The sequence below is a fragment of the Palleronia salina genome, from assembly GCF_900141995.1.
GTDB lineage: Bacteria > Pseudomonadota > Alphaproteobacteria > Rhodobacterales > Rhodobacteraceae > Palleronia > Palleronia salina.
Map to the genome: position 1 here is coordinate 82,158 of NZ_FQZA01000001.1, position 21,259 is coordinate 103,416.

Below are 21,259 nucleotides of genomic sequence, written 5' to 3' on the forward strand. Positions count from 1 at the left end.
GTCAGTCGGCGCGGGTGGCGGTCACCGCGATGTCGACATCGACCGTGAAGCCCAGCGTGCCGGGATCGGTCTGGTTGTCGCCGATCCCGAAGTTGCGCCGGTCGAGCGTCGTGGTGCCGTTCATCGTGGCAGTATCGCCGTCGATGGTCAGGGTGAAGGGCAGGTCGACCTGCGATTCCTGCCCGGCGAGCGACAGCGTGCCCTCGGCGAGGTAGCCATCCTCCGCCGGCAGGATCGCGGCCTCGAAGACCGCCACCGGGTGGTCGTCGGCCGCGAAATAATCGGGCCCGAGCGCTTGCGACGTGACCGACCCGAGCGTGAGGCTGGGGATGTCGATCTCGACCGTCACCGTGCCGTGGGTGCCGTCCTGCGCCTCTTCGGTGAAGTCGATCTCGGCCGTCCAGTCGGCGAAGCCGCCCTGAATGGCCGACCCCATCTGTTGGACCGTGATCCCGATATCGCCGCTTTCGACCTGCCAGTTGCCGCCCGTTTCAGCGGCGGGGGCGGCTTCGGCGACCTCGGGCGCCTCGACGGGTTCATAGGCCAGCGCCAGCACCGACACGCCGCCGAAGACGTAGATCGTGGCGGCCAGCAACATGGCGGCGCCGGGATGCTCGGCCGGGGCGATGCGGCCAAGGTCGGCCCGCCCGAACCACATGCGCGACAGGGTGCCGTCGCGGTCGATCAGCGCATGCTTCAGCGCGCCCGCGATATGCAGGCCCAGCGACACGATCAGGATCCAGGTGAAGAGCCAGTGGGTGAGCTTCGCTGCCTCTTCCACCGCGTCCGAGCGGGGGACCAGCGGCAGGCTTTGGCCGAAGGGCCACCAGATGGGCGCGTAGCCCTGGCTGGCGGCGTGGCCGATCCAGCCCGAGAGCGGCACCACCACCAGCGCGGCGTAAAGGCACCAGTGAATGGTTTCGGCCAGAAGCGTCTCGGCCCGGCGGTCGGGATGCACCGGCGCGGGCTTGGGCTGGGTCAAAGCCCAGAGGATGCGGAGAAGCGCCACGAAGAACACGGCCACGCCGATGGTCTTGTGCGTGGACCAGATCACGGACAGCCGGGCGATGTCCTGCGAGGTCTGGTCCGGCAGATTCTCGCCCAACCACGCCAGCGGGATGTTCGTGAGGATCAGAAGGGCGATCAGCCAGTGGAAGGTCTTGGTGATCGTTCCGTAGGTAACGTCTGTATTGGCCAGTTGCATTTCGGTGCTCCGAACGAAGTTTGCCGGGAAGTTAGCCGCCTGCACCGCGCGCGCAACGCGCCCGACCGCAGAGCGTCTGTGCGCGGATCGGCAATGATTGCGCCCGGGTGACGCAACGTTTATGCGGTGCGGAATTATCGCGGAACGGAGCAGTTGCATGGCGTTGGCATTGGTTTTTCCCGGACAGGGCGCGCAGACGGTGGGCATGGGCCGCGACCTGGCCGACAGCTTTCCTGCCGCGCGGGCGGTCTTCGACGAGGTCGACGAGGCGCTGGGGGAAAAGCTGAGCGAGCTGATTTGGAACGGCTCTGCCGACGACCTGACGTTGACCGCGAACGCGCAGCCCGCGCTGATGGCCACGTCGCTGGCCGCCTTACGCGCGCTGGAATCCGAGGGCTTCACCATGGACCGCGCCGCGATGGTCGCGGGGCATTCGCTTGGCGAATACTCGGCCCTGGCGGCGGCCGGGGCGCTCAGCGTGGCCGACGCCGCGCGGCTGCTACGCCTGCGGGGCACCGCCATGCAGAAGGCGGTGCCGGTGGGCGAGGGCGCCATGGCCGCGCTTCTGGGCCTGGATTTCGAGGCGGCGCGTGACGTGGCCGACCGGGCGGCGGGCGACCAGGTTTGCCAGGCGGCCAATGACAACGATCCCAGCCAGGTCGTGATCTCGGGCCACAAGGCGGCGGTCGAGCGCGCGGTTGAGCTGGCCAAGGAGGCGGGCGCCAAGCGCGCCGTGCTGCTGCCGGTGTCCGCACCGTTCCATTGCGCGCTGATGCAGCCCGCGGCGGACGCCATGGCCGACGCTCTGTCGGGTGTGAGCATCGCGGCGCCGGCCGTTCCGGTCGTTGCGAATGTCACCGCCGCGCCGGTGCAGGATCCCGACCAGATCCGCCGCCTGCTTGTCGAGCAGGTGACCGGGTCGGTGCGCTGGCGCGAGAGCGTTCAGCGGATGGGCGCCGACGGCGTGACGGAAATCTGGGAGGTGGGTGCCGGCAAGGCGCTTTCGGGAATGATCCGGCGGATCGACCGGGCCATTGAAACGCGCCAGGTCGGCACCGCCGACGAGGTAGGGGCGGCGTTGGGGAATTGACGCTCTGCCGAAGGCAAGAGGGAGGACGAGATGTTTGATTTGAATGGCAAGGCGGCGCTGGTGACCGGCGCTTCCGGGGGGATCGGCGGCGAAATCGCACGGGTGCTGCATGGCGCCGGTGCGAAGGTCGGCCTGTCCGGGACGCGCCAGGGGCCGCTTGACGACCTGGCGGCCGAGCTGGGCGAGGGCGCTTTCGCCCTGCCGTGCGATCTTGGCGACGACGACGCGCTGAAGGCCCTGCCCAAGCAGGCGGCCGAGGCCATGGGATCGCTGGACATCCTGGTCAACAACGCCGGCATCACCCGCGACGGTCTGATGATGCGCATGGGCGACGACGACTGGGCGCAGGTGCTGGACGTGAACCTGACCGCCGTGATGAAGCTGAGCCAGGCCAGCCTGCGCGGCATGATGAAGGCGCGCTGGGGCCGGATCGTCAACATCTCGTCCATCGTGGGCGAGACGGGCAACCCCGGGCAGGCCAACTATGCCGCCGCGAAGGCCGGCATGGTGGGCATGTCGAAGTCGCTGGCCCAGGAGGTCGCGAGCCGCGGGATCACCGTGAACTGCGTCGCGCCGGGCTTCATCGAGACGGCCATGACCGGCAAGCTGAACGACAAGCAACGCGAGGGCATGCTGGCGCAGATTCCCGTCGGCCGCATGGGCACCCCGGACGAGATCGCGGCCGCGGTCCTGTACCTCGCCAGCAACGAGGCGGCCTATGTCACGGGCGCGACACTTCACGTCAACGGCGGCATGGCGATGGTCTGAGCCGCGGTTTCACACGCGGCTTAGGCGTTTGCCTCGGAAATATCCTATGCTATAGGCGGCTTCGAGCCCTTCCGGTCGGCGGCGCCCATGGCAATGCGGCGAAATGACCTGAACCCATCCAGGGCCGCAAGCGGCCAAACCACTAAGCGGGCGACGCCCCGAAAAAGGACAAGAGGATACAGTATGAGCGAAGGCGATATCGAGACGCGCGTCAGGAAGATCGTGGTTGAGCATCTGGGCGTGGAAGAGGAAAAAGTGACCGAGAACGCCTCGTTCATCGATGACCTGGGCGCCGACAGCCTGGACACCGTCGAGCTGGTCATGGCGTTCGAAGAGGAATTCGGCATCGAGATCCCCGACGATGCGGCCGAGACCATCCAGACCTTCGGCGACGCCGTGAAGTTCATCAAGGAAGCCGTCTGAGGCTTGTCGCCCAACGTATTCTTTGCGCGCCCGCCCGGATCTCCGGCGGGCGCGTTTTGCGTTTTCCCCCAGTCTGTTGACGACATCCGGCAAGCCTGAGCCGGGATCGGCGGGGATCGCCCGCGACCCTTCCCTTGGGAAGACGGGCCGTGTATCAGGCAAAAAATACGGCAAGATCGATCGAGGAGCGCCCATGCGACGCGTAGTTGTGACCGGACTGGGAATGGTCAGCCCCTTGGCCTGCGGGGTCGAGCCCACGTGGCGGCGGCTGCTGGACGGGCAGTCGGGGGCGGGGACGATCAGCCGCTTCGACGCCTCGCACCTGGCCACCGATTACGCCTGCGAAGTCCCCCGCGGCGACGGATCCGATGACACCTTCGACGCCGATGCGTGGATGGAGCCCAAGGAACAGCGCAAGGTCGACGATTTCATCCTCTACGGCGTGGCGGCGGCCGACCAGGCCATCGCGGATGCCGGAATCGGCGATGCCAGCGACGAAGAGAAGCTGGATATCGGCGTGATGATCGGCTCAGGCATCGGCGGGCTGCAATCCATCGCCGAGACGGCCGTGATGATCAAGGAACGCGGCCCCCGCCGCGTGTCGCCGTTCTTCATCCCCGGCGCGCTGATCAACCTGGTCTCGGGACAGGTCAGCATCAAGCATGGCTTCAAGGGCCCGAACCACGCCGTCGTCACCGCCTGTTCCACCGGCGCGCACGCCATCGGCGATGCCGCGCGGCTGATTCAGCTGGGCGATGCCGACGTCATGGTCGCGGGCGGCACCGAAAGCCCGATCTCGGAAATCGGAATCGCCGGGTTCAACGCCTGCAAGGCGCTGTCGACCAAGCACAAGGACGACCCCGAGCGCGCCAGCCGCCCCTGGGACGCCGACCGCGACGGCTTCGTCATGGGCGAGGGCGCGGGTGTCGTCGTCCTGGAGGATTACGACCGGGCGAAGGCGCGGGGCGCCAAGATCTATGCCGAGGTCATCGGTTATGGTCTGTCGGGCGACGCGCACCACATCACCGCGCCGCCGCCCGACCACGAGGGCGCCGAGCGCGCGATGCGCGCGGCCGTGAAGCGCGCGGGCATCGACCCGTCGCAGATCGACTACATCAACGCGCACGGCACGAGCACCATGGCCGACACGATCGAGATGGGCGCGGTCCAGCGCCTGCTGGGCGACGCGGCGAAGAACGCCACCATGTCGTCGACCAAGTCGTCGACCGGGCACCTTCTGGGTGCGGCCGGCGCGATCGAGGCGATCTTCAGCATCCTGGCCATGCGCGACCAGGTGGCTCCGCCGACCCTGAACCTCGAGTCGCCCCCCGAGGACGCCGTGATCGACCTGGCGCCGCTGAAGAAGGTCGAACGCAAGATCGACTGCGTCCTGTCGAACTCGTTCGGGTTCGGCGGCACGAACGCGGCCCTCATCATGCGAAAGGTCGATGCCTGATGTGGAAACACGTCGCCGCCAACGGATTGTCGCTGCTGATCGTCGCGCTTCTGGCGGTGGGTGGCGTGGTGGCCTGGGGCAAGCGCGCCTATGAGCAGCCGGGGCCCCTGGCCGAGGCGATCTGCCTAAGGGTCGAGCCCGGATCGAACATGCGCCGCGTCAGCGAAGAGCTGGCGGCCCGCGGTGCGGTCGACACACCGCAGATCATGCGGCTGGGCGCGACCTACACCGAACGGTCGGACGATCTAAAAGCGGGCAGCTTCTTGATCCGCGAAGGCGCCTCCATGGCCGATATCGTGGGCGAGATCACCGCCGAGGGTCAAAGCACCTGCGGGACCGAGGTCGTGTACCGCATCGGCGTGACCGAGAGCGAGATCCGCGTACGCGAACTGGACCCGGCCACGGGGCGGTTCGACATCGTGGCCGAGTTCGATCCGGCGGCCGAAGCCGAGGCGCCCGAAGCCTATACCGAGGTGGCCGACCGCAACGACACGCGCTTCCGCATCGCCATGGCCGAGGGCGTGACCTCGTGGCAGGTGGTCGAGGCGCTGAAAGCCGCCGATTTCCTGTCGGGCGAGGTTGCGGGCGTGCCGCCCGAGGGGATGCTGGCGCCCGACAGCTACGAGGTGCGGCCGGGCGCCATCCGCGAGGACCTGTTGGCGCTGATGCAGGAACGGCAGGGCGACCGGTTGTCCACCGCGTGGGAAAACCGCGCCGAGGGCCTGCCCTACGACACGCCCGCCGAGGCGTTGACCATGGCGTCCATCGTCGAGAAGGAGACCGGTGTTCCGGAAGAGCGCGGGCAGGTGGCCAGCGTCTTCGTCAATCGCCTGCGCGAGGGGATGCGGCTTCAGACCGACCCGACGGTGATCTACGGCATCACCAACGGCGAGGGTGTTCTGGGCCGTGGCCTGCGCCGCAGCGAGCTGGATGCCGCGACGCCCTACAACACCTACCAGATCGACGGTCTGCCGCCGACGCCCATCGCGAACCCCGGCCTGGCCAGCATCGAGGCGGCGCTGAACCCCGACGAAACCGACCTGCTGTATTTCGTGGCGGACGGCACCGGCGGGCACGCCTTCGGCCGCACCCTGGCGGAGCACAACGAGAACGTGGCGCGCTGGCGCGCCATCGAGGCCGAGCGGCAGTCGAACTGACCGCGCGGAGCTGACATCCCCTCTTAAACAGTTCTTGCGAGTGTGATCGCAAGGAACGCGATGCATGGGCGGCGGCGGACCTGATCGGTTCGCCGCCGTTTCGCGTTCAGGGATCCAGACCGCGGGAGACAGCCCTATGGCCACACGGGATCGCGAGTCCATCGCGGGCAGCTGCGACATCGACCCCGAGCGTCTGCTGAAAGTGGCGGTGGCCAACTACGAGGATGTCATCCTCGACCTGCACGAGATGCGGGCGTCGCTTCGCGCCTCGGAAAGCTACTCCGAGGCCGAGTTCCGGCGGGTGGTCACCATGGTCTCGCGCTCGGTGCAGACCGTCTACGACGAAAGGAAACGACTCGATGATTTCTGGAAACGCCAGGCCGGAGCCGGCGACGACGGCTCCTTCGACATGGAAGCCGCACGCGCTGAAATCGGGCGCCGCCTTGATCGCATCCGGTCCGCGCAAGACGCAGGAGACCTTCCTCGCTGATCTCGGCGAGGAGGCGCTTCTGGCGCTGCCCTACCTGTTCGAGTTCTGGGCTATGGACCACCAGTTGCCGCCCGAGGGCGACTGGCGCAGCTGGGTGATCCTGGGCGGGCGTGGTGCCGGCAAGACACGGGCGGGTGCCGAATGGGTGCGCGCGCAGGTAGAGGGCAACCGCGCGACCGACCCCGGGCGCGCCCGGCGCGTGGCGCTGGTCGGCGAGACCTTCGACCAGGTGCGCGACGTGATGGTGTTCGGCGACAGCGGCATCCTGGCCTGCGCGCCGCCCGACCGCCGCCCGGTCTGGGAGGCGGGCAAGCGGCGGCTGGTCTGGCCCAACGGCGCCGAGGCAAAGGCGTATTCCGCGCAGGAGCCCGAGGCGCTGCGGGGCCCGCAATTCGACGCGGCCTGGGTGGACGAGCTGGCCAAGTGGCGCCGCGCGGACGAGACGTGGGACATGCTGCAATTCTGCCTGCGGCTGGGCGATGACCCGCGCCAATGCGTGACGACGACACCGCGCAACGTGGGCGTGCTGAAACGGCTTCTGAACATGCCGTCGACGGTGACGACCCACGCCACCACGCTGGACAACCGCGCGCACCTGGCGGCGTCGTTCCTGCACGAGATCCTGTCGCGCTATGGCGACACGCGGCTGGGCCAGCAGGAGCTTCAGGGCTGCCTTCTGGACGAGGTCGACGGCGCGCTGTGGACGCGGGCGATGATCGACGGGACCCGCGTGTCCGAGCACCCGGCAGCCGCCCGTGTCGTGGTCGCCGTGGACCCGCCGGTGACGGGCGGGCGCAACGCGGATACCTGCGGCATCGTCGTGGCCGGCGTGCTGCCCGATGGCTCCGCCGTGGTGATCGAGGATTGCAGCGTGCAGGGCCTTGGCCCCAATGGCTGGGCCCGCGCGGCCATTGCCGCCTATCACCGCCACGACGCCGACCGCCTGGTGGCCGAGGTCAACCAGGGCGGCGACATGGTCGAGGAGATCATCCGCCAGGAGGACCGTACGGTGAGTTACCGCGGCGTTCACGCCAGCCGGGGTAAGTCTGTTCGGGCCGAGCCGGTGGCCGCCCTCTACGAACAGGGACGCGTGGCGCATCTGGGTCTGCACGCGGAATTGGAGGATCAGATGTGCCAGATGGCGATATCGGGATTTCACGGCCAGGGCAGCCCCGACCGGGTGGACGCGCTGGTCTGGGCGCTGACCGAGCTGATGCTGGGACAGCCGCGTGCCACGCCGCAGGTGAGGTCGGTCTAGCCCCGCGCCGGGGCTGAACCCCGCGACCCGCAGACAGGACGACGACGATGACAGGTCGCCGGGGCACGCCCCCGCGCGACGGCGGGCCAGCCATGCCCGGACAGCAGACGAGGAGACGCCATGTTCGACTTTCTCAAACGCGCGGCGGATGCGCCCGGGGCCACGAAGGCCAGCGCCACTGGCGGCCTGACCCCGCCCGGCATCGCCTACGGCGGCGCGGGCCGGGTGGCCTGGAGCCCGCGCGACACCGGGTCGCTGACGCGGAACGGGTTTCTCGGCAACCCGGTGGGCTTTCGCTGCGTGAAGCTGATCGCCGAGGCGGCCGCAGCGCTGCCGCTGGTGCTGCACGGTTCGGCCGGACGGTATGACCGCCACCCCCTGCTGGAGCTCGTGGCACGGCCCAACGCGGCGCAGGGCCGGTCGGAATGGCTCGAGTCGCTTTTCGGCCAGCTGCTGCTGTCGGGCGACGGCTATGTCGAGGCGGTGGGCGAGGGCGGTCTGCCGGTCGAGCTGCACGTCCTGCGCTCGGACCGGATGAGCGTGGTGCCCGGCGCCGACGGCTGGCCCGTTGCCTACGAATACGCTGTGGGCGGCCGCAAGCACCGGTTCCGCGTGGAGGACGGTGTCTCGCCCGTCTGCCACGTGAAGGCCTTCCACCCGCAGGACGACCATTATGGCCTGTCGCCGATGCAGGCCGCGGCCACCGCGATGGACGTGCACAACGCCGCCGCACGATGGTCGAAGGCGCTGCTGGACAACGCCGCACGGCCCTCGGGCGCCATCGTCTACCAGGGGGGCGACGGGATGCTGGCGCCGGACCAGTATGACCGCCTCGTGTCCGAGATGGAGGCGCACCACCAGGGCGCGCGCAACGCCGGGCGGCCGATGCTGCTGGAGGGTGGCCTGGACTGGAAGCCCATGGGCTTCTCGCCCTCGGACATGGAATTCCACAAGACCAAGGACGCCGCGGCGCGCGACATCGCGCTGGCCTTCGGGGTGCCGCCGATGATGCTGGGGATTCCCGGCGACGCGACCTACGCCAATTACGCCGAGGCCAATCGCGCCTTTTTCCGCCTGACCGTTCTGCCCATGGCGAACCGCGTGGCGGGGGCGTTGGGGCATTGGCTGTCGGGTTTCGCGGGCGAGGCGGCCGAGCTTCGCGTGGATCTAGACCAGGTGCCGGCGCTGGCGCTGGAGCGCGAGGCGCAGTGGCGCCGCGTGGCCGAGGCCGACTTCCTCAGCAAGGCCGAGAAACGGGCGCTGCTGGGGCTGGCCGCGGAATGAAGGGGGATCCTGCGATGACACTGGAACACAAGTTCTGCGCCGGCGCGACCGGCATGACACTGACGGACGGGCACCTGATCGAAGGCTATGCCTCGGTCTTCGGGGCCCGCGACCAGGGCGGAGACACCGTGGCGCCCGGCGCCTACGCCGCGTCGCTGGCCGCGCTGTCGGCGCGGGGCGGGCAGGTGAAGATGCTGTGGCAGCACGACCCGGCCCAGCCCATCGGCGTCTGGGACGAGGTGCACGAGGACGCCGTCGGGCTGTTCGTGAAAGGCCGGATCCTGACCGACCTGGACCGCGGGCGCGAGGCGGCGGCGCTGATCGCCGCGGGGGCCATCGACGGACTGTCGATCGGCTATCGCACGAAGCGGGCCACGAAGGACGGCACCGCCGGGCGGCTGCTGTCCGAGCTCGAGCTGTGGGAGGTGTCGCTGGTGACCTTCCCCATGCTGCCCGAGGCGCGGGTCGCGGGCGTGAAGGGCGAGGGCCCCACGTCCGACCCGCTGCGCGAGATGGCCAAGGTGCTGCGCGGCGCTTCGGCCGCCCTGGGCCGGACGGCCCCGTAAACCAAACCCCACCGGAAAGGACCAAAGATGAGCGAGACCGACACCCCGGCTTCGGCCGGGCAGGGCAGCGCCTTGCCCGATGCCACCACCGAAATGAAAAGCGCGATGGCTGATTTCGTCAGCGATCTCAGGGGCTTTCAGGCCCAGATGACGACCCGGATGCAACAACAGGAAGACCGCATGACCCAGCTTGACCGCAAGACCCGCCTGACGGGCCGCCCCGTCCTGTCCACCGCCGCCGACGAGGCCGCGCCCCACCAGAAGGCGTTCGAGGCCTATGTCCGCTCGGGCGACGATGACGCGCTGCGGGGACTGGCGCTTGAGGGCAAGGCGCTGAACACGGCGGTGGCCGGCGATGGCGGCTACCTGGTCGATCCGGTGACCAGCGACACGGTCCGTTCGGTCCTGCGCTCCACCGCGTCGGTGCGGCGGATCGCCAATGTCGTCAACGTCGAAGCGACGTCGTTCGACGTGCTGGTCGATACCACCGACATGGGCGCGGGCTGGTCGACCGAGACCGCCAGCCCGTCCGAGACGGCGACGCCCCAGGTCGACCGCATCACCATCCCCCTGCACGAGCTGTCGGCCCTGCCCAAGGCGTCGCAGCGCCTGCTGGACGACGCGGCCTTCGATATCGAGGGCTGGCTGGCCGGCAAGATCGCCGACAAGTTCGCCCGTGCCGAGGCGGCGGCCTTCGTGAGCGGCGACGGCGTGGACAAGCCGCGCGGTTTCCTCGACCACGCGGCGGTTGAGAACGGATCGTGGGCCTGGGACAGCCTGGGCTACGTGGCCACCGGTGTCGACGGGGCCTTCGGCGATGCCGATGCGCTGGTCGAGATGGTCTATGCCCTTGGGGCCGAGTACCGCGCGAACGCGACCTTCGTGATGAATTCGAAGACCGCCGGCGTCGTGCGCAAGATGAAGGATGGCGACGGCCGCTTTTTGTGGTCCGACGGGCTGGCCGCGGGCGAGCCGGCGCGGTTGCTGGGCTACCCCGTGCTGGTGGCCGAGGACATGCCCGACATCTCGAGCGGCGCCATGGCCGTGGCCTTCGGCGACTTCCAGGCCGGCTACACCGTGGCCGAGCGTCCCGACCTGCGCATCCTGCGCGACCCCTTCAGCGCCAAGCCCCACGTGCTGTTCTACGCGACCAAGCGGGTGGGCGGTGACGTAAGCGACTTCGCGGCGATCAAGCTGCTGAAGTTCGCGGTCTCCTGATCCGGGCGGCCCGCCCCTGCGCGATGCAGGGGCGGGCACCCTACGACACCGGCCGGACGCCGCGCCCCCATCTTCAGGAGACAGCAGATGTACCTTGTCGAGCCCACGCCGCTCAGCACCGCGCGGCTGCCCATTCCCGGTTTGCGGGCGCATCTGCGCCTGGGCACCGGTTTCACCGATGACACCGCGCAGGATGCCCTGCTCGAGCAGGTGCTGCGCGCCAGCCTGGCCGAGGTCGAGCGGTTTTGCGCCAAGGCGGTTCTGATCCGCGACTTCGTCTGGACCACCCATGCGTAGCGGGACCCGGGCCGGCAGGTGCTGCCCCGTGGTCCGCTGGTGTCGGTCGAGGGGCTGACCATCACCGATATCGACGGCAGCGCGCAGGCCAGCGCGCCCGACGCTTACCGGGTGGCCCGGGACGCGCAGCGCCCGGCGCTGGTGGCGCGGGGCTTCGTTCTGCCGCAGATCCCCGTGGGCGGCAGCGCGGCCGTGACCTTCCGCGCGGGTTTTGCCGATGATTGGAATGACGCACCGTCGGACCTGGCCCTGGCCGTGCTGAGCCTTGCGGCCGCGCGATACGAGGACCGGGCGGCCGAGGGCACCGTGCCGCCGGGGGTGCAGGCGCTGCTGGCGCCGCACCGCCCGCACCGACTGCTGGGGGGCATGTGACATGGGCGGCGTGATCCTTGACCGACGCCTGACGCTGGAAGCGCCCGAGACCACGGCAGACGGGCGCGGCGGCTATGCCCGAAACTGGGTGGCCCTTGGCGACCTGTTTGCCCGGGTGGCCCCCCGGACCGGCCGGCTGGCCGCGGGCGTCGAGCTGAGCCTGAGCCGCGTGGGCTATCGCATCACGGTGCGCGCGGCCCCGCAGGGTGCGGCGTCGCGGCCCTTGGCCGGCCAGAGGCTGCGGGACGGCACGCGGGTCTTCGACATCCGCGCGGTCACCGAGTCGCGCGACGGCCCGCTTTACCTGGACATCTTCGCCGACGAGGAGGTCGCGCCATGACCTATGCCCTGTCCGCCCCCTTGCAGGCCGCGGTCTTCGCGCGGCTGTCCGGCGACGCGGGGCTTGCCGCCATCGTCGGTGACGCGGTCTTCGACGCCGTGCCGCCCGGCAGCGTCCCGTCCCTGTACGTCGCCATCGGCGAGGAGATCGCGCGCGACCGGTCCGACCGCGACGGCGGCGGCGCGCGGCACGATTTCACCATCACCGTCGTGTCGGACAGGCCGGGCTTCGCCGCGGCCAAGGACGCCGCGGCCGCGATTTCCGACGCGCTTCTGCTGTCGCCGCTGAGCCTGGGCCGGGGCCGCGTCGTGGGGCTGTGGTTCCTGCGCGCCCAGGCCCGGCGGACCGGCAGCGACACCCAGCGCCGCATCGACCTGCGCTTTCGCGCGCGCACCGAAGACAACTGAAACCCTGACGACCGGAGCACATCCCATGGCTGCACAGAACGGCAAGGACCTTCTTCTGAAACTCGACATGAACGGCGAGTCGCAATTCGAGACCGTCGCGGGCCTGCGCGCCACGCGCATGTCCTTCAACGCCGAAACGGTGGACGTGACCACCCTGGACAGCGTCGGCGGCTGGCGCGAGATCCTCGGCGGGGCCGGGGTCAAGTCGGCCACGATCTCGGGCGCGGGGGTGTTCAAGGACGACGCCACCGACGAACGTGCGCGCCAGGTCTTCTTCGACAGCGAGACGCCGCGCTTCCAGATCGTGATCCCGGATTTCGGGGTGGTCGAGGGACAGTTCCAGATCACCGCGATCGAATATTCCGGCAGCTACGACGGCGAGGCGACCTACGAGATCAGCCTCGCCTCGGCGGGCAGCCTGCTGTTCACGGCGCTATGATGGCCAACCCCCATGCGGGCGAAGTCGCGCTGGTCCTGGATGGCCGGCGCCACGTGGCCAAGCTGACCCTGGGCGCGCTGGCCGAGCTGGAAGAGGCCCTGGGCGACGACAGCCTGCCGGACCTGGTGGCGCGGCTTGAAAGCGGGGCGTTCTCGTCCCGCGACACGCTGGCGCTGATCGCCGCGGGGCTGCGCGGCGGCGGTTGGGAAGGCGAGGCGCGCGACCTGCTGACCGTCGAGATCGAGGGCGGGCCCATGGCCGCCGCCACCGCCGCCGGGCAACTTCTGGCCCGCGCCTTCCGCGCGCCGGGCGCATGAGCGGGCCGCGGCTGGACTGGCCGGGTCTGATGCGCGCCGGACTGCACGGGCTGGCTCTGCGGCCCGCCGAGTTCTGGGCGCTGAGCCCGGCCGAACTGATGGTGATGCTGGGCGAGGACCGCCTGGCCGCGCCATTGGGGCGCAGCCGCCTGGCCGAGCTCTCCGCCGCCTTTCCCGATGACCCGAAGGAGTCCCCATGACCTACCGATCCGACCCCGACCAGATCGAGGAAATGTTCCTGTCCATCGAGGACACGGTGGGCGGCACCCGTGCCGTGCTGGCCGCCTTCGACGCGGAACTGCGCGCCATGGGGTCCACCGTGGCCGACACCTCGCGCGAGGTGGGAACGCTGTCGCGCGGCATCTCGCGCGGGCTGAAGCGCAATTTCGAGGGGCTGGTGTATGACGGCGCCAAGCTGAGCGATGCGTTGCAGGGCGTGGCCCAGTCCATGGTGAACGCCGCCTACAACGCCGCGATCAATCCCGTGGCAAGGCACGTCGGCGGCGTTCTGGCCACGGGGGTCGAGGGGATGGTGACGGGGCTGATGCCTTTTGCCGAAGGGGGCGCCTTCTCGCAGGGCCGCGCGCTGCCGCAGGCCGGCGGCGGGGTCGTGTCCGGCGCCACGGCCTTTCCCATGCGCGGCGGCGCCGGCCTGATGGGCGAGGCGGGGCCCGAGGCGATCATGCCGCTGACCCGTGGGGCCGACGGACGGCTGGGCGTCGCGGCCAGCGGCGGCGGCCGCCCCGTGCAGGTGACGATCAATGTCAGCACCCCCGATGTCGAAGGATTCCGCCGCAGCCAGAGCCAGATCGCCGCCCGCATGGGCCGCGCCCTGTCCCAGGGTCAGCGCAACCGCTGAGACCTCCGCACGCAGGGTTAGCCCGGGGCCAACCCGGCCCCGTGCACCCTGCGCACATCCCGTCCGACCTGACCGCATGAGAGGATCCCATGGCCTTCGACGATGTCCGATTTCCCGTCTCGCTGAGCTTCGGCGCCTTGTGTGGCCCCGAGCGGCGCACCGAGATCGCAACGCTGGCCAACGGTCACGAGGAACGCAACACGCCGTGGATCCATTCGCGCCGGCGCTATGACGCAGGGCTCGGGCTGCGATCCCTGGACGACGTGCAGGAGGTCGTTGCGTTCTTCGAGGCGCGGCGCGGGCCGCTGAGGGCGTTCCGCTGGAAGGACTGGGCGGACTTCAAGTCCTGCCCGGCCTCGAAGGATCCCGATTACCTGGACCAGGACCTGGCGGTGGCCGATGGCGCGGGCAATGTCTTTCAGCTGAGCAAGGTGTACGGCGCGGGCGATGCGGCCTATCGCCGGCCGATCACCAAGCCGGTGCCGGGGACCGTGACCGTCGGAATGGAACACGACCCGCTGCGCGAGGGCGTCGATTTCGAGCTCGACGCGCTGACGGGCACAGTGACCCTGTTTGACGTGCCGCCCGCCGGCGCGCTGATCACCGCCGGCTTCGCATTCGACGTGCCTGCACGCTTCGATACCGACCGCATCGTTACCTCGGTCGCGACATTCGAGGCGGGAGAGATCCCGGATATTCCCGTCATCGAGGTGCGCCAATGAGTGGCTTCAATCCCGATCTGCTAACCAGCCTGCGTGGCGGGGCCAGCACCGTCTGCCGCTGCTGGCGCGTGATCCGCCGCGACGGGCGGGTCTTCGGTTTCACCGACCATGACCTGCCGCTGACCTTCGACGGAACCGACTTCGCGGCGTCGGACGGGCTGTCGGCGCGCGCGTTCGAGCACAGCACCGGGCTGTCGGTGGACAACTCCGAAGCGGTCGGTGTTCTGAGCGACGCGGGCGTGACCGCGGCGGATATCCTCGCGGGCCGGTTCGACGGGGCCGAGGTGGAGGCCTGGCTGGTGGACTGGACGGATACCGGCGCGCGGCAGGTCGTCTTTGCCGGGACATTGGGCGAGATCGAGCGGTCGGGCGGCGCCTTCCGCGCCGAGTTGCGCGGACTGACCGAGGCGCTGAACCAGCCGCAGGGGCGCACCTACCAGGCGCCGTGCCCGGCGGTCCTGGGGGACGCCACCTGCCGGGTGGATCTCGACGCGCTGGGGCTGGCCGTGGCGGCGACCGTCGAAACGATCACGAACGGCCGGCTGCTTGGTCCCGGCGATCTCGACGGCTTCGCGCCGCGCTTCTTCGAGCGGGGGCGGCTGGTGGTGCTCTCCGGCGCGGCGTCGGGCGCGGTGCGCATCGTGAAGCGCGACAGCGTCACCGATAGGGGCCGCGAGATCGAGCTGTGGGACAGCATCGGTCCGGGCCTCGCCCCCGGCGACAGCGTGCGGCTCGAGGCGGGCTGCGACAAGCGAGCCGAGACCTGCCGCGTGAAATTCAACAACCTGGTGAACTTCCAGGGCTTCCCGCACCTGCCCGGCGAGGATTGGCTGATGGCGTATCCGCGGCGTGGCGGAGGAACATCCCCATGAGCGCGCCCATCGTCGCGGCCGCCCGAGCCTGGATCGGGACACCTTACATCCACCAGGCCAGCACCCGCGGGGCTGGCACCGACTGCCTCGGCCTCATCCGCGGGGTCTGGCGTGACGTGATCGGGGCCGAACCGCTGGTCCCGCCGCCCTATACCGCCGACTGGTCCGAGCCGCAGCGCAGCGAGGATCTGTGGCGTGCGGCGCGTCGCCATCTGCGGGATGCGCCGCCCGGACCGCCGGCGCCGGGGCAAGTCCTATTGTTTCGCATGCGCGACGGCGCCGTGGCCAAGCACCTGGGCATCGTGGGGCAGGGCGGCGCGGCGCCGACCTTCATCCATGCCTTTGCCGGCCACGCGGTGGTCGAGAATGCGCTGAGCGCGCCGTGGCGTCGACGTGTCGTGGCGCGCTTCACCTTTCCCGAAGGAGACACCTGATGGCGACGATCGTTCTTTCCGCGGTGGGCGCGGCGGCCGGGGCGTCGCTGGGCGGCGGCGTGCTGGGCCTGAGCTCGGTCGTGATCGGCCGCGCGGTGGGCGCCACGCTGGGCCGGGTCATCGACCAGTCGATCCTGGGCGGCGGCAGCGAGCCGGTCGAGACCGGGCGCGTGGACCGACTCCGCCTGACCGGCGCCGGGTCCGGCAGCGCGATTCCCCGCGTCTTCGGCCGGATGCGCGTGGGCGGGCAGGTGATCTGGTGCTCGGACTTCGTCGAGGACGTGAACGTGTCGGGCGGCGGCGGCAAGGGCGCGCCGAAGGCTCCCGAGGTCCGCGAATACAGCTACAGCGTGTCGCTGGCCCTGGGCCTGTGCGAGGGCGTGATCGGGCGCGTCGGGCGGATCTGGGCCGACGGGCAGGAGATCGAGCCCGGCAGCCTGACCATGCGGGTCTACGATGGTGGCGCCGACCAACAGCCCGATCCCCGCATGCAGGCCGAGCTGGGTCCGGATGTCGTGCCGGCCTATCGCGGCCTTGCCTACGTGGTGATCGAGGACCTGGCCCTGGGCCGCTTCGGCAACCGCATCCCGCAGTTCAGCTTCGAGGTCATCCGCCCCGAGCAGGCGGACGCCGACGGCCCGCGCCGCGACCTCAGCAGCCATGTCCGCGCCGTGGCGATAATGCCCGGCACCGGGGAATACGCGCTGGCCACCACGCCGGTGCGGATCGGCAACGATCCGGGCACCAGCCGATACGCCAACGTCAACACCCCCACCGGACAGACCGATTTCGCCGCCTCGCTGGATGCGCTGACGGGCGAGCTGCCGCGCTGCGCGGCCACGTCGCTGGTGGTGTCGTGGTTCGGCAACGACCTGCGCTGCGATCGGTGCGAGGTCCGGCCCAAGGTCGACCAGGCCGCCGCGGACGGGCAGGAGCTGGCCTGGCGCGCCGGTGGCATCGGCCGGTCCGACGCGGAGGTGTTGGCCCGGCGCGACGGGCAGGCGATCTACGGCGGCACGCCCGCCGACGCCTCGGTGATCGAGGCGATCCGCGCCCTGCGGGCGGCGAGGCAGGCGGTGACCTTCTATCCCTTCATCCTGATGGACCAGGACGAGGGTAACGGCCTGCCCGATCCCTACGGGGCCGCCGAGCAGCCTGCCTTGCCCTGGCGAGGCCGCATCACTCTGCCGCTGGCCCCCGGGCAGGCGGGCAGCCCCAATGGCAGCGCCGCCGCCGATGACGCGGTGGCCGCGTTCTTCGGAACGGCCGAAGCCTCGGATTTCTCGATCGGGGGCCACCAGACGTCCGAGGCCGCCGCCACCGCGCCGCTCGACGGCGGCTTCGTCCCGATCAATCCCTATGCCCAGGGGGAACCGGCCGACGACCCGCAGGCCGACCCGATCCAATATCTCGGGCCCGATCCGGATGCCTGGGGCTATCGCCGCTTCATCCTGCACTACGCGCATCTGTGCGTGCGGGCCGGCGGCGTGGACGCGTTCTGCATCGGGTCCGAGATGCGGGGGGTGACCCAGATCCGCGGCGCCGCCGGATTTCCCGCCGTTGCCGAGTTGATCCGGCTGGCGGCGGACGTGCGGGCGATCCTGGGGCCCGATTGCAAGATCAGCTATGCCGCCGACTGGTCCGAGTATTTCGGGTACCAGCCGCAGGACGGATCGGGCGACGTGTATTTCCACCTCGATCCGCTCTGGGCCAGCGACGACATCGATTTCATCGGCATCGACAACTACATGCCGCTGTCGGATTGGCGCGGCACCGAGGGTGAGGCCGACGCGGCGGCCGGGTCGATCTACAACGTCGACTACCTCATGGCCAACGTGCAGGGCGGCGAGGGCTACGACTGGTTCTACGCCTCGGACGACGCGCGCGCCGCGCGGGAGCGCACGCCGATCACCGACGGCACCTTCGGCGAGCCCTGGGTCTACCGCTACAAGGACCTGGCGAACTGGTGGGGCCTGTCGCATCACGAACGGATCGGCGGTGTGCGCCAGGTGGCCCCGACCGCCTGGGTGGCCCGCAGCAAACCCATCTGGTTCACCGAACTGGGTTGCGCGGCGATCGACAAGGGCACCAACCAGCCCAACAAGTTCCTCGACCCGAAATCGTCCGAGTCGGCCCTGCCGCATTTCTCGAACGGGCAGCGCGATGACTTCATCCAGGTGCAGTACCTGCGCGCCATGCACACGTTCTGGGAAGACCCTGCGAACAACCCGGTGTCGCCCTTCTACGGCGGGCCGATGGTCGACATGTCGCGGGCCCATGTCTGGGCCTGGGATGCGCGGCCCTTCCCGGCCTTTCCCGGCGACGCGGCGCTGTGGGCCGATGCGGCCAACTATGACCGGGGCCACTGGATCACCGGCCGGTCCAGCAACCGCACGATCGCGTCTGTCGTGACCGAGATCTGCGCGCGGGCGGGTCTGGACCGCCTGGATACCACCGCGCTGCAAGGGGTGCTGCGCGGATACATCGTCTCCGACATCTCGGACGCGCGGTCGGCCCTGCAGCCGCCGATGCTCGCCTACGGGTTCGACGCCATCGAGCGGGGCGGCGCGCTGCGGTTCCGCACCCGAACGGGCAGCGCCACGGCCACCGTGACCGCGGAGGAGGTCGCCGTCACGCCCGAATTGCCCGGCGACATCCTGGCCCTGCGCGCGCCCGAGCCCGAGCGTGTCGGCCGGCTGAAGCTGCTCTTCGTGGGGGCGGACGGCGATTTCGACGCCGCCACGGCGGAGGCCGTCTTTCCCGACACGCGCAGCCACGGCACGGCGCAGACGGAACTTCCCCTGCTGCTGAGCCGCGCAGAGGGGCGCGCCATCACCGAACGCTGGCTGGCCGAGGCGCGGGTGGGCCGCGACCGGCTGCGCCTGGCCTTGCCGCCCTCGCGGCTGGATCTCGGGGCGGGCGACGTCATCGCCACGGCCGGTGGGCAGTATCGCATCGACCGGGTCGAGCAGTCTGGCCTGCAACTGCTACAGGCCGTCCGGGTCGAGCCCGAGATCTACGCGCCCTCCGACATCGTCGATGGGCCCGTCACGGTCAGCCCCTACCGCGCGCCGCCGCCGCCCGTGTTGCTGATGCTGGACCTGCCGCTGCTGAAGGAAGACAGCGTGCCCCACGCGCCATGGCTGGCCGCCAGCGCCGCGCCGTGGGGGCAGGGGCTGGCCGTCTATTCCTCGCGCGAGGAGACGGGCTACAGGCTGAACACCACGGTCGAACAACCCGCCACGGTGGGCGTCACCGAAACCGACCTCGCCCGGGCGCCATCGGGCCGGCCCGACCGCGGCCCCGCGCTGCGCGTGCGGCTGGTGCGGGGGCAGCTGTCCAGCGCCACACCGCAGGCGTTTCTCAACGGCGCGAACGCCATGGCCATCGGGACTGGCGACGATGACCTGTGGGAGATCCTGCAATTCCGCGACGCCACGTTGGTCGGCCCGGGCACGTGGGACCTGTCGTTCCGGCTGCGCGGTCAGCGGGGCACCGACGCGGTGACGCCGCCGGTCTGGCCCGCCGGCAGCGCGGTGGTGATGCTTAACGCGCGGATGGTGCAGCTGGACCTTCCCCTGTCGGACCGCGGTCTGCCCAAATACTACCGGGCGGGTCCCGTGGAGCGGCCTCTGGACCACCCCAGCTACCGGCAGGCCAACCGTGCGTTCTCGGGCATCGGGTTGCGGCCGCTCAGCCCGGTTCACCTGCGCCTTCACGAGCGGGACGGCGACCTCGACATCAGTTGGACCCGGCGCACGCGGATCGACGGCGACAGCTGGCAGGGCATCGACGTGCCGCTGGGCGAGGAGACTGAAGCCTACACCGTCGAAATCCTGCGCGACGGCGCGGTGCTGCGGCGCGTCGAGACAGCGTCACCTGGCTGGACCTACGGCGCCGCCGAGCGGGCCGCCGATGCCGGGCCCGGCCGCGCTCAGATCCGCGTTGCACAACTGTCGCGCGCCTGGGGGGCGGGGCCTTTCGCGGCGCTAGACATCTCCGGCTGAAGACCCAGTGCGCGGTAACCATCGCGTGCCTTGATCGGGCGCGTCGCGAGAAATCATTTTCCCGCGGCGCCCGCCTTCCTATATGCATGGAACCGTCCGCTGCGAAGGAAGGCCCGGCATGAGCCTGAAACCGAACCCGATCACCGCCATCGACCCCGTGTGGGAACGCATACGCTCGGAAGCCGAGGCCGCCACGGCGGACGAGCCGGTTCTCGGGGGCCTGTTCCACTCGTCGATCCTGCACCACAAGTCCATCGCCTCGGCGCTGAGCTTCCGCATGTCGCTCAAGCTCAGCTCCGGCGAGATGTCCGAGCAGATCCTGCGCGAGATCGCGGACGAGGCCTATGCCTCGGACCCGGGCCTGTCCGAGGCCGGGCGCGCCGACCTGGTCGCCACCTACGAGCGCGACCCGACCTGCCACCGCTTCCTGCAGCCCATCCTGTACTTCAAGGGCTACCAGGCCGTGCAGGCCCACCGCGTGGCCCACTGGCTATGGAAAGAAGGGCGTCGCGACCTGGCCTACTTCCTGCAGATGCGCGTGTCCGAGGTCTTCGGCGTCGACATCCACCCGGCGGCCCGCATGGGCAAGGGCATCATGATCGACCACGCCCATTCCATCGTGATCGGCGAGACGGCGACCGTGGGCGACAACGTCTCGATGCTCCACTCCGTGACCCTGGGCGGGACCGGCAAGGAAGAGGAAGACCGTCACCCCAAGATCGGCGACGGCGTGCTGATCGGTGCGGGGGCCAAGGTCCTCGGCAACATCAAGGTCGGCCACTGCTCGCGCATCGCGGCGGGGTCTGTCGTGCTGGAAGAGGTTCCGCCGATGAAGACCGTGGCGGGCGTACCCGCGCGCATCGTGGGCGAGGCCGGTTGCGCCCAGCCGTCGGTGGTGATGGATCACCTGTTCGCGGGCGGCTGAGCCCGCCCGCGCTCAGCGCAGGATGATCTCGTCGTTGCGCACCATGCCCAGCACGTCGCGGGCACGTTCGTCCAGCAGGTCTAGGTCGAGGTAGCGGTCGGACAGGCGCCGCGTCTTGTTGCGCATCTCGGCAACCTGCGCGCGCAGCTGAGCGTAGTCGGTTTCAAGCTGGTTGCGCTCGGCCTGGATCTCCATCCGGCGCAGCAGCCCGAAATCGCCCTGCACCGACGCGAAGGCGAAATACAACCCCAGCACGAAGGTCAGCATAAAATAGATCAGAAGGCCCAGCGCGGGCTGCTTGCGGGGATGTGCCATCGGTCGCCTCATGCAGTGGCGCCGTCTTGCCGCGACGCC

Annotated in this window: 24 protein-coding genes and 1 pseudogene; 23 read left to right on the forward strand and 2 right to left on the reverse strand. The window is 70.0% G+C overall.

Going from position 1 to position 21,259, the window contains the following annotated elements; translation table 11 throughout:
• Position 1: 1 nt before the first annotated feature.
• The gene (locus BUB76_RS00415; RefSeq protein WP_073125409.1) at positions 2 to 1,204 is read right to left on the reverse strand and encodes a cytochrome b/b6 domain-containing protein; all 1,203 of its coding nucleotides are present in this window, start codon (positions 1,202 to 1,204) and stop codon (positions 2 to 4) included.
• 157 nt (positions 1,205 to 1,361) lie between these two features.
• Here BUB76_RS00415 and fabD point away from each other — a divergent pair, with 157 nt between their 5' ends.
• From fabD to cysE, 23 genes and pseudogenes are all read left to right on the forward strand, one after another.
• Positions 1,362 to 2,294 carry an ACP S-malonyltransferase gene (fabD, locus tag BUB76_RS00420; RefSeq protein WP_073125412.1) on the forward strand — a complete coding sequence of 311 codons (933 nt, stop codon included), beginning with the start codon at positions 1,362 to 1,364 and terminating at the stop codon, positions 2,292 to 2,294.
• A gap of 30 nt (positions 2,295 to 2,324) precedes the next feature.
• Positions 2,325 to 3,062: a 3-oxoacyl-[acyl-carrier-protein] reductase gene (fabG, locus tag BUB76_RS00425; protein ID WP_073125415.1), complete on the forward strand. Its 738-nt coding sequence runs from the start codon at positions 2,325 to 2,327 to the stop codon at positions 3,060 to 3,062.
• Between the two features lie 183 nt (positions 3,063 to 3,245).
• Complete coding sequence (locus BUB76_RS00430; RefSeq protein WP_073125418.1) at positions 3,246 to 3,485, forward strand: acyl carrier protein; 240 nt, start codon at positions 3,246 to 3,248, stop codon at positions 3,483 to 3,485.
• Between the two features lie 193 nt (positions 3,486 to 3,678).
• Entirely contained in the window at positions 3,679 to 4,941 is a 1,263-nt protein-coding gene (gene fabF, locus BUB76_RS00435; protein ID WP_073125421.1) for a beta-ketoacyl-ACP synthase II, read from the forward strand.
• Positions 4,941 to 6,098 carry an endolytic transglycosylase MltG gene (gene mltG / locus BUB76_RS00440; protein ID WP_073125425.1) on the forward strand — a complete coding sequence of 386 codons (1,158 nt, stop codon included), beginning with the start codon at positions 4,941 to 4,943 and terminating at the stop codon, positions 6,096 to 6,098. Before fabF ends, mltG begins: the two co-directional genes overlap by 1 nt.
• Before the next feature lie 64 nt (positions 6,099 to 6,162).
• The gene (locus tag BUB76_RS18080) at positions 6,163 to 6,588 is read left to right on the forward strand and encodes a hypothetical protein (RefSeq protein ID WP_236737823.1); all 426 of its coding nucleotides are present in this window, start codon (positions 6,163 to 6,165) and stop codon (positions 6,586 to 6,588) included.
• Positions 6,524 to 7,846 (forward strand): DNA-packaging protein, encoded by a 1,323-nt coding sequence (locus BUB76_RS00445; RefSeq protein WP_073126468.1) that lies wholly within the window; start codon positions 6,524 to 6,526, stop codon positions 7,844 to 7,846. The genes BUB76_RS18080 and BUB76_RS00445 overlap by 65 nt, the downstream gene beginning before the upstream one ends.
• A gap of 120 nt (positions 7,847 to 7,966) precedes the next feature.
• On the forward strand, positions 7,967 to 9,130 hold the full coding sequence (locus tag BUB76_RS00450) for a phage portal protein (RefSeq protein ID WP_073125428.1): 1,164 nt from the start codon (positions 7,967 to 7,969) through the stop codon (positions 9,128 to 9,130).
• Positions 9,131 to 9,144: 14 nt separating this feature from the next.
• Positions 9,145 to 9,696, forward strand: a complete 552-nt coding sequence (locus tag BUB76_RS00455; RefSeq protein ID WP_073125431.1) for an HK97 family phage prohead protease — start codon at positions 9,145 to 9,147, stop codon at positions 9,694 to 9,696.
• Between the two features lie 27 nt (positions 9,697 to 9,723).
• Positions 9,724 to 10,914, forward strand: a complete 1,191-nt coding sequence (locus BUB76_RS00460) for a phage major capsid protein (protein WP_073125434.1) — start codon at positions 9,724 to 9,726, stop codon at positions 10,912 to 10,914.
• A gap of 87 nt (positions 10,915 to 11,001) precedes the next feature.
• Positions 11,002 to 11,211, forward strand: a complete 210-nt coding sequence (locus tag BUB76_RS17285; RefSeq protein ID WP_084140478.1) for a head-tail connector protein — start codon at positions 11,002 to 11,004, stop codon at positions 11,209 to 11,211.
• A 12-nt stretch (positions 11,212 to 11,223) separates the two neighbouring features.
• Positions 11,224 to 11,583: pseudogene (locus BUB76_RS17290) on the forward strand (head-tail connector protein); the annotation flags it as partial.
• A 1-nt stretch (position 11,584) separates the two neighbouring features.
• Positions 11,585 to 11,923, forward strand: a complete 339-nt coding sequence (locus BUB76_RS00470; RefSeq protein WP_073125438.1) for a head-tail adaptor protein — start codon at positions 11,585 to 11,587, stop codon at positions 11,921 to 11,923.
• Positions 11,920 to 12,330: a DUF3168 domain-containing protein gene (locus BUB76_RS00475; RefSeq protein WP_073125441.1), complete on the forward strand. Its 411-nt coding sequence runs from the start codon at positions 11,920 to 11,922 to the stop codon at positions 12,328 to 12,330. The genes BUB76_RS00470 and BUB76_RS00475 overlap by 4 nt, the downstream gene beginning before the upstream one ends.
• Before the next feature lie 25 nt (positions 12,331 to 12,355).
• Positions 12,356 to 12,769 carry a phage major tail protein, TP901-1 family gene (locus BUB76_RS00480; RefSeq protein WP_073125445.1) on the forward strand — a complete coding sequence of 138 codons (414 nt, stop codon included), beginning with the start codon at positions 12,356 to 12,358 and terminating at the stop codon, positions 12,767 to 12,769.
• On the forward strand, positions 12,769 to 13,086 hold the full coding sequence (locus tag BUB76_RS00485; RefSeq protein ID WP_073125447.1) for a gene transfer agent family protein: 318 nt from the start codon (positions 12,769 to 12,771) through the stop codon (positions 13,084 to 13,086). The genes BUB76_RS00480 and BUB76_RS00485 overlap by 1 nt, the downstream gene beginning before the upstream one ends.
• Positions 13,083 to 13,286 (forward strand): rcc01693 family protein, encoded by a 204-nt coding sequence (locus tag BUB76_RS00490; RefSeq protein ID WP_073125452.1) that lies wholly within the window; start codon positions 13,083 to 13,085, stop codon positions 13,284 to 13,286. The genes BUB76_RS00485 and BUB76_RS00490 overlap by 4 nt, the downstream gene beginning before the upstream one ends.
• Positions 13,283 to 13,945, forward strand: coding sequence for an RcGTA-type gene transfer agent tail tape measure protein (locus tag BUB76_RS00495; protein ID WP_073125455.1), 663 nt, complete (start codon positions 13,283 to 13,285; stop codon positions 13,943 to 13,945). Before BUB76_RS00490 ends, BUB76_RS00495 begins: the two co-directional genes overlap by 4 nt.
• Positions 13,946 to 14,034: 89 nt before the next feature.
• Positions 14,035 to 14,667: a DUF2460 domain-containing protein gene (locus BUB76_RS00500; RefSeq protein ID WP_073125458.1), complete on the forward strand. Its 633-nt coding sequence runs from the start codon at positions 14,035 to 14,037 to the stop codon at positions 14,665 to 14,667.
• The gene (locus BUB76_RS00505) at positions 14,664 to 15,539 is read left to right on the forward strand and encodes a phage/gene transfer agent baseplate hub protein (RefSeq protein WP_073125462.1); all 876 of its coding nucleotides are present in this window, start codon (positions 14,664 to 14,666) and stop codon (positions 15,537 to 15,539) included. Before BUB76_RS00500 ends, BUB76_RS00505 begins: the two co-directional genes overlap by 4 nt.
• Positions 15,536 to 15,973, forward strand: a complete 438-nt coding sequence (locus tag BUB76_RS00510) for a C40 family peptidase (protein WP_073125466.1) — start codon at positions 15,536 to 15,538, stop codon at positions 15,971 to 15,973. Before BUB76_RS00505 ends, BUB76_RS00510 begins: the two co-directional genes overlap by 4 nt.
• Positions 15,973 to 19,980 (forward strand): baseplate multidomain protein megatron, encoded by a 4,008-nt coding sequence (locus BUB76_RS00515; RefSeq protein WP_073125469.1) that lies wholly within the window; start codon positions 15,973 to 15,975, stop codon positions 19,978 to 19,980. Before BUB76_RS00510 ends, BUB76_RS00515 begins: the two co-directional genes overlap by 1 nt.
• A 118-nt stretch (positions 19,981 to 20,098) precedes the next feature.
• A complete protein-coding gene (gene cysE, locus BUB76_RS00520; RefSeq protein ID WP_073125473.1) occupies positions 20,099 to 20,905 on the forward strand; it encodes a serine O-acetyltransferase in 807 nt (268 codons plus the stop codon).
• A gap of 12 nt (positions 20,906 to 20,917) precedes the next feature.
• Here cysE and BUB76_RS00525 read toward each other — a convergent pair whose 3' ends face one another.
• Positions 20,918 to 21,220, reverse strand: coding sequence for an FtsB family cell division protein (locus BUB76_RS00525; protein WP_175550243.1), 303 nt, complete (start codon positions 21,218 to 21,220; stop codon positions 20,918 to 20,920).
• Positions 21,221 to 21,259 lie beyond the last annotated feature (39 nt).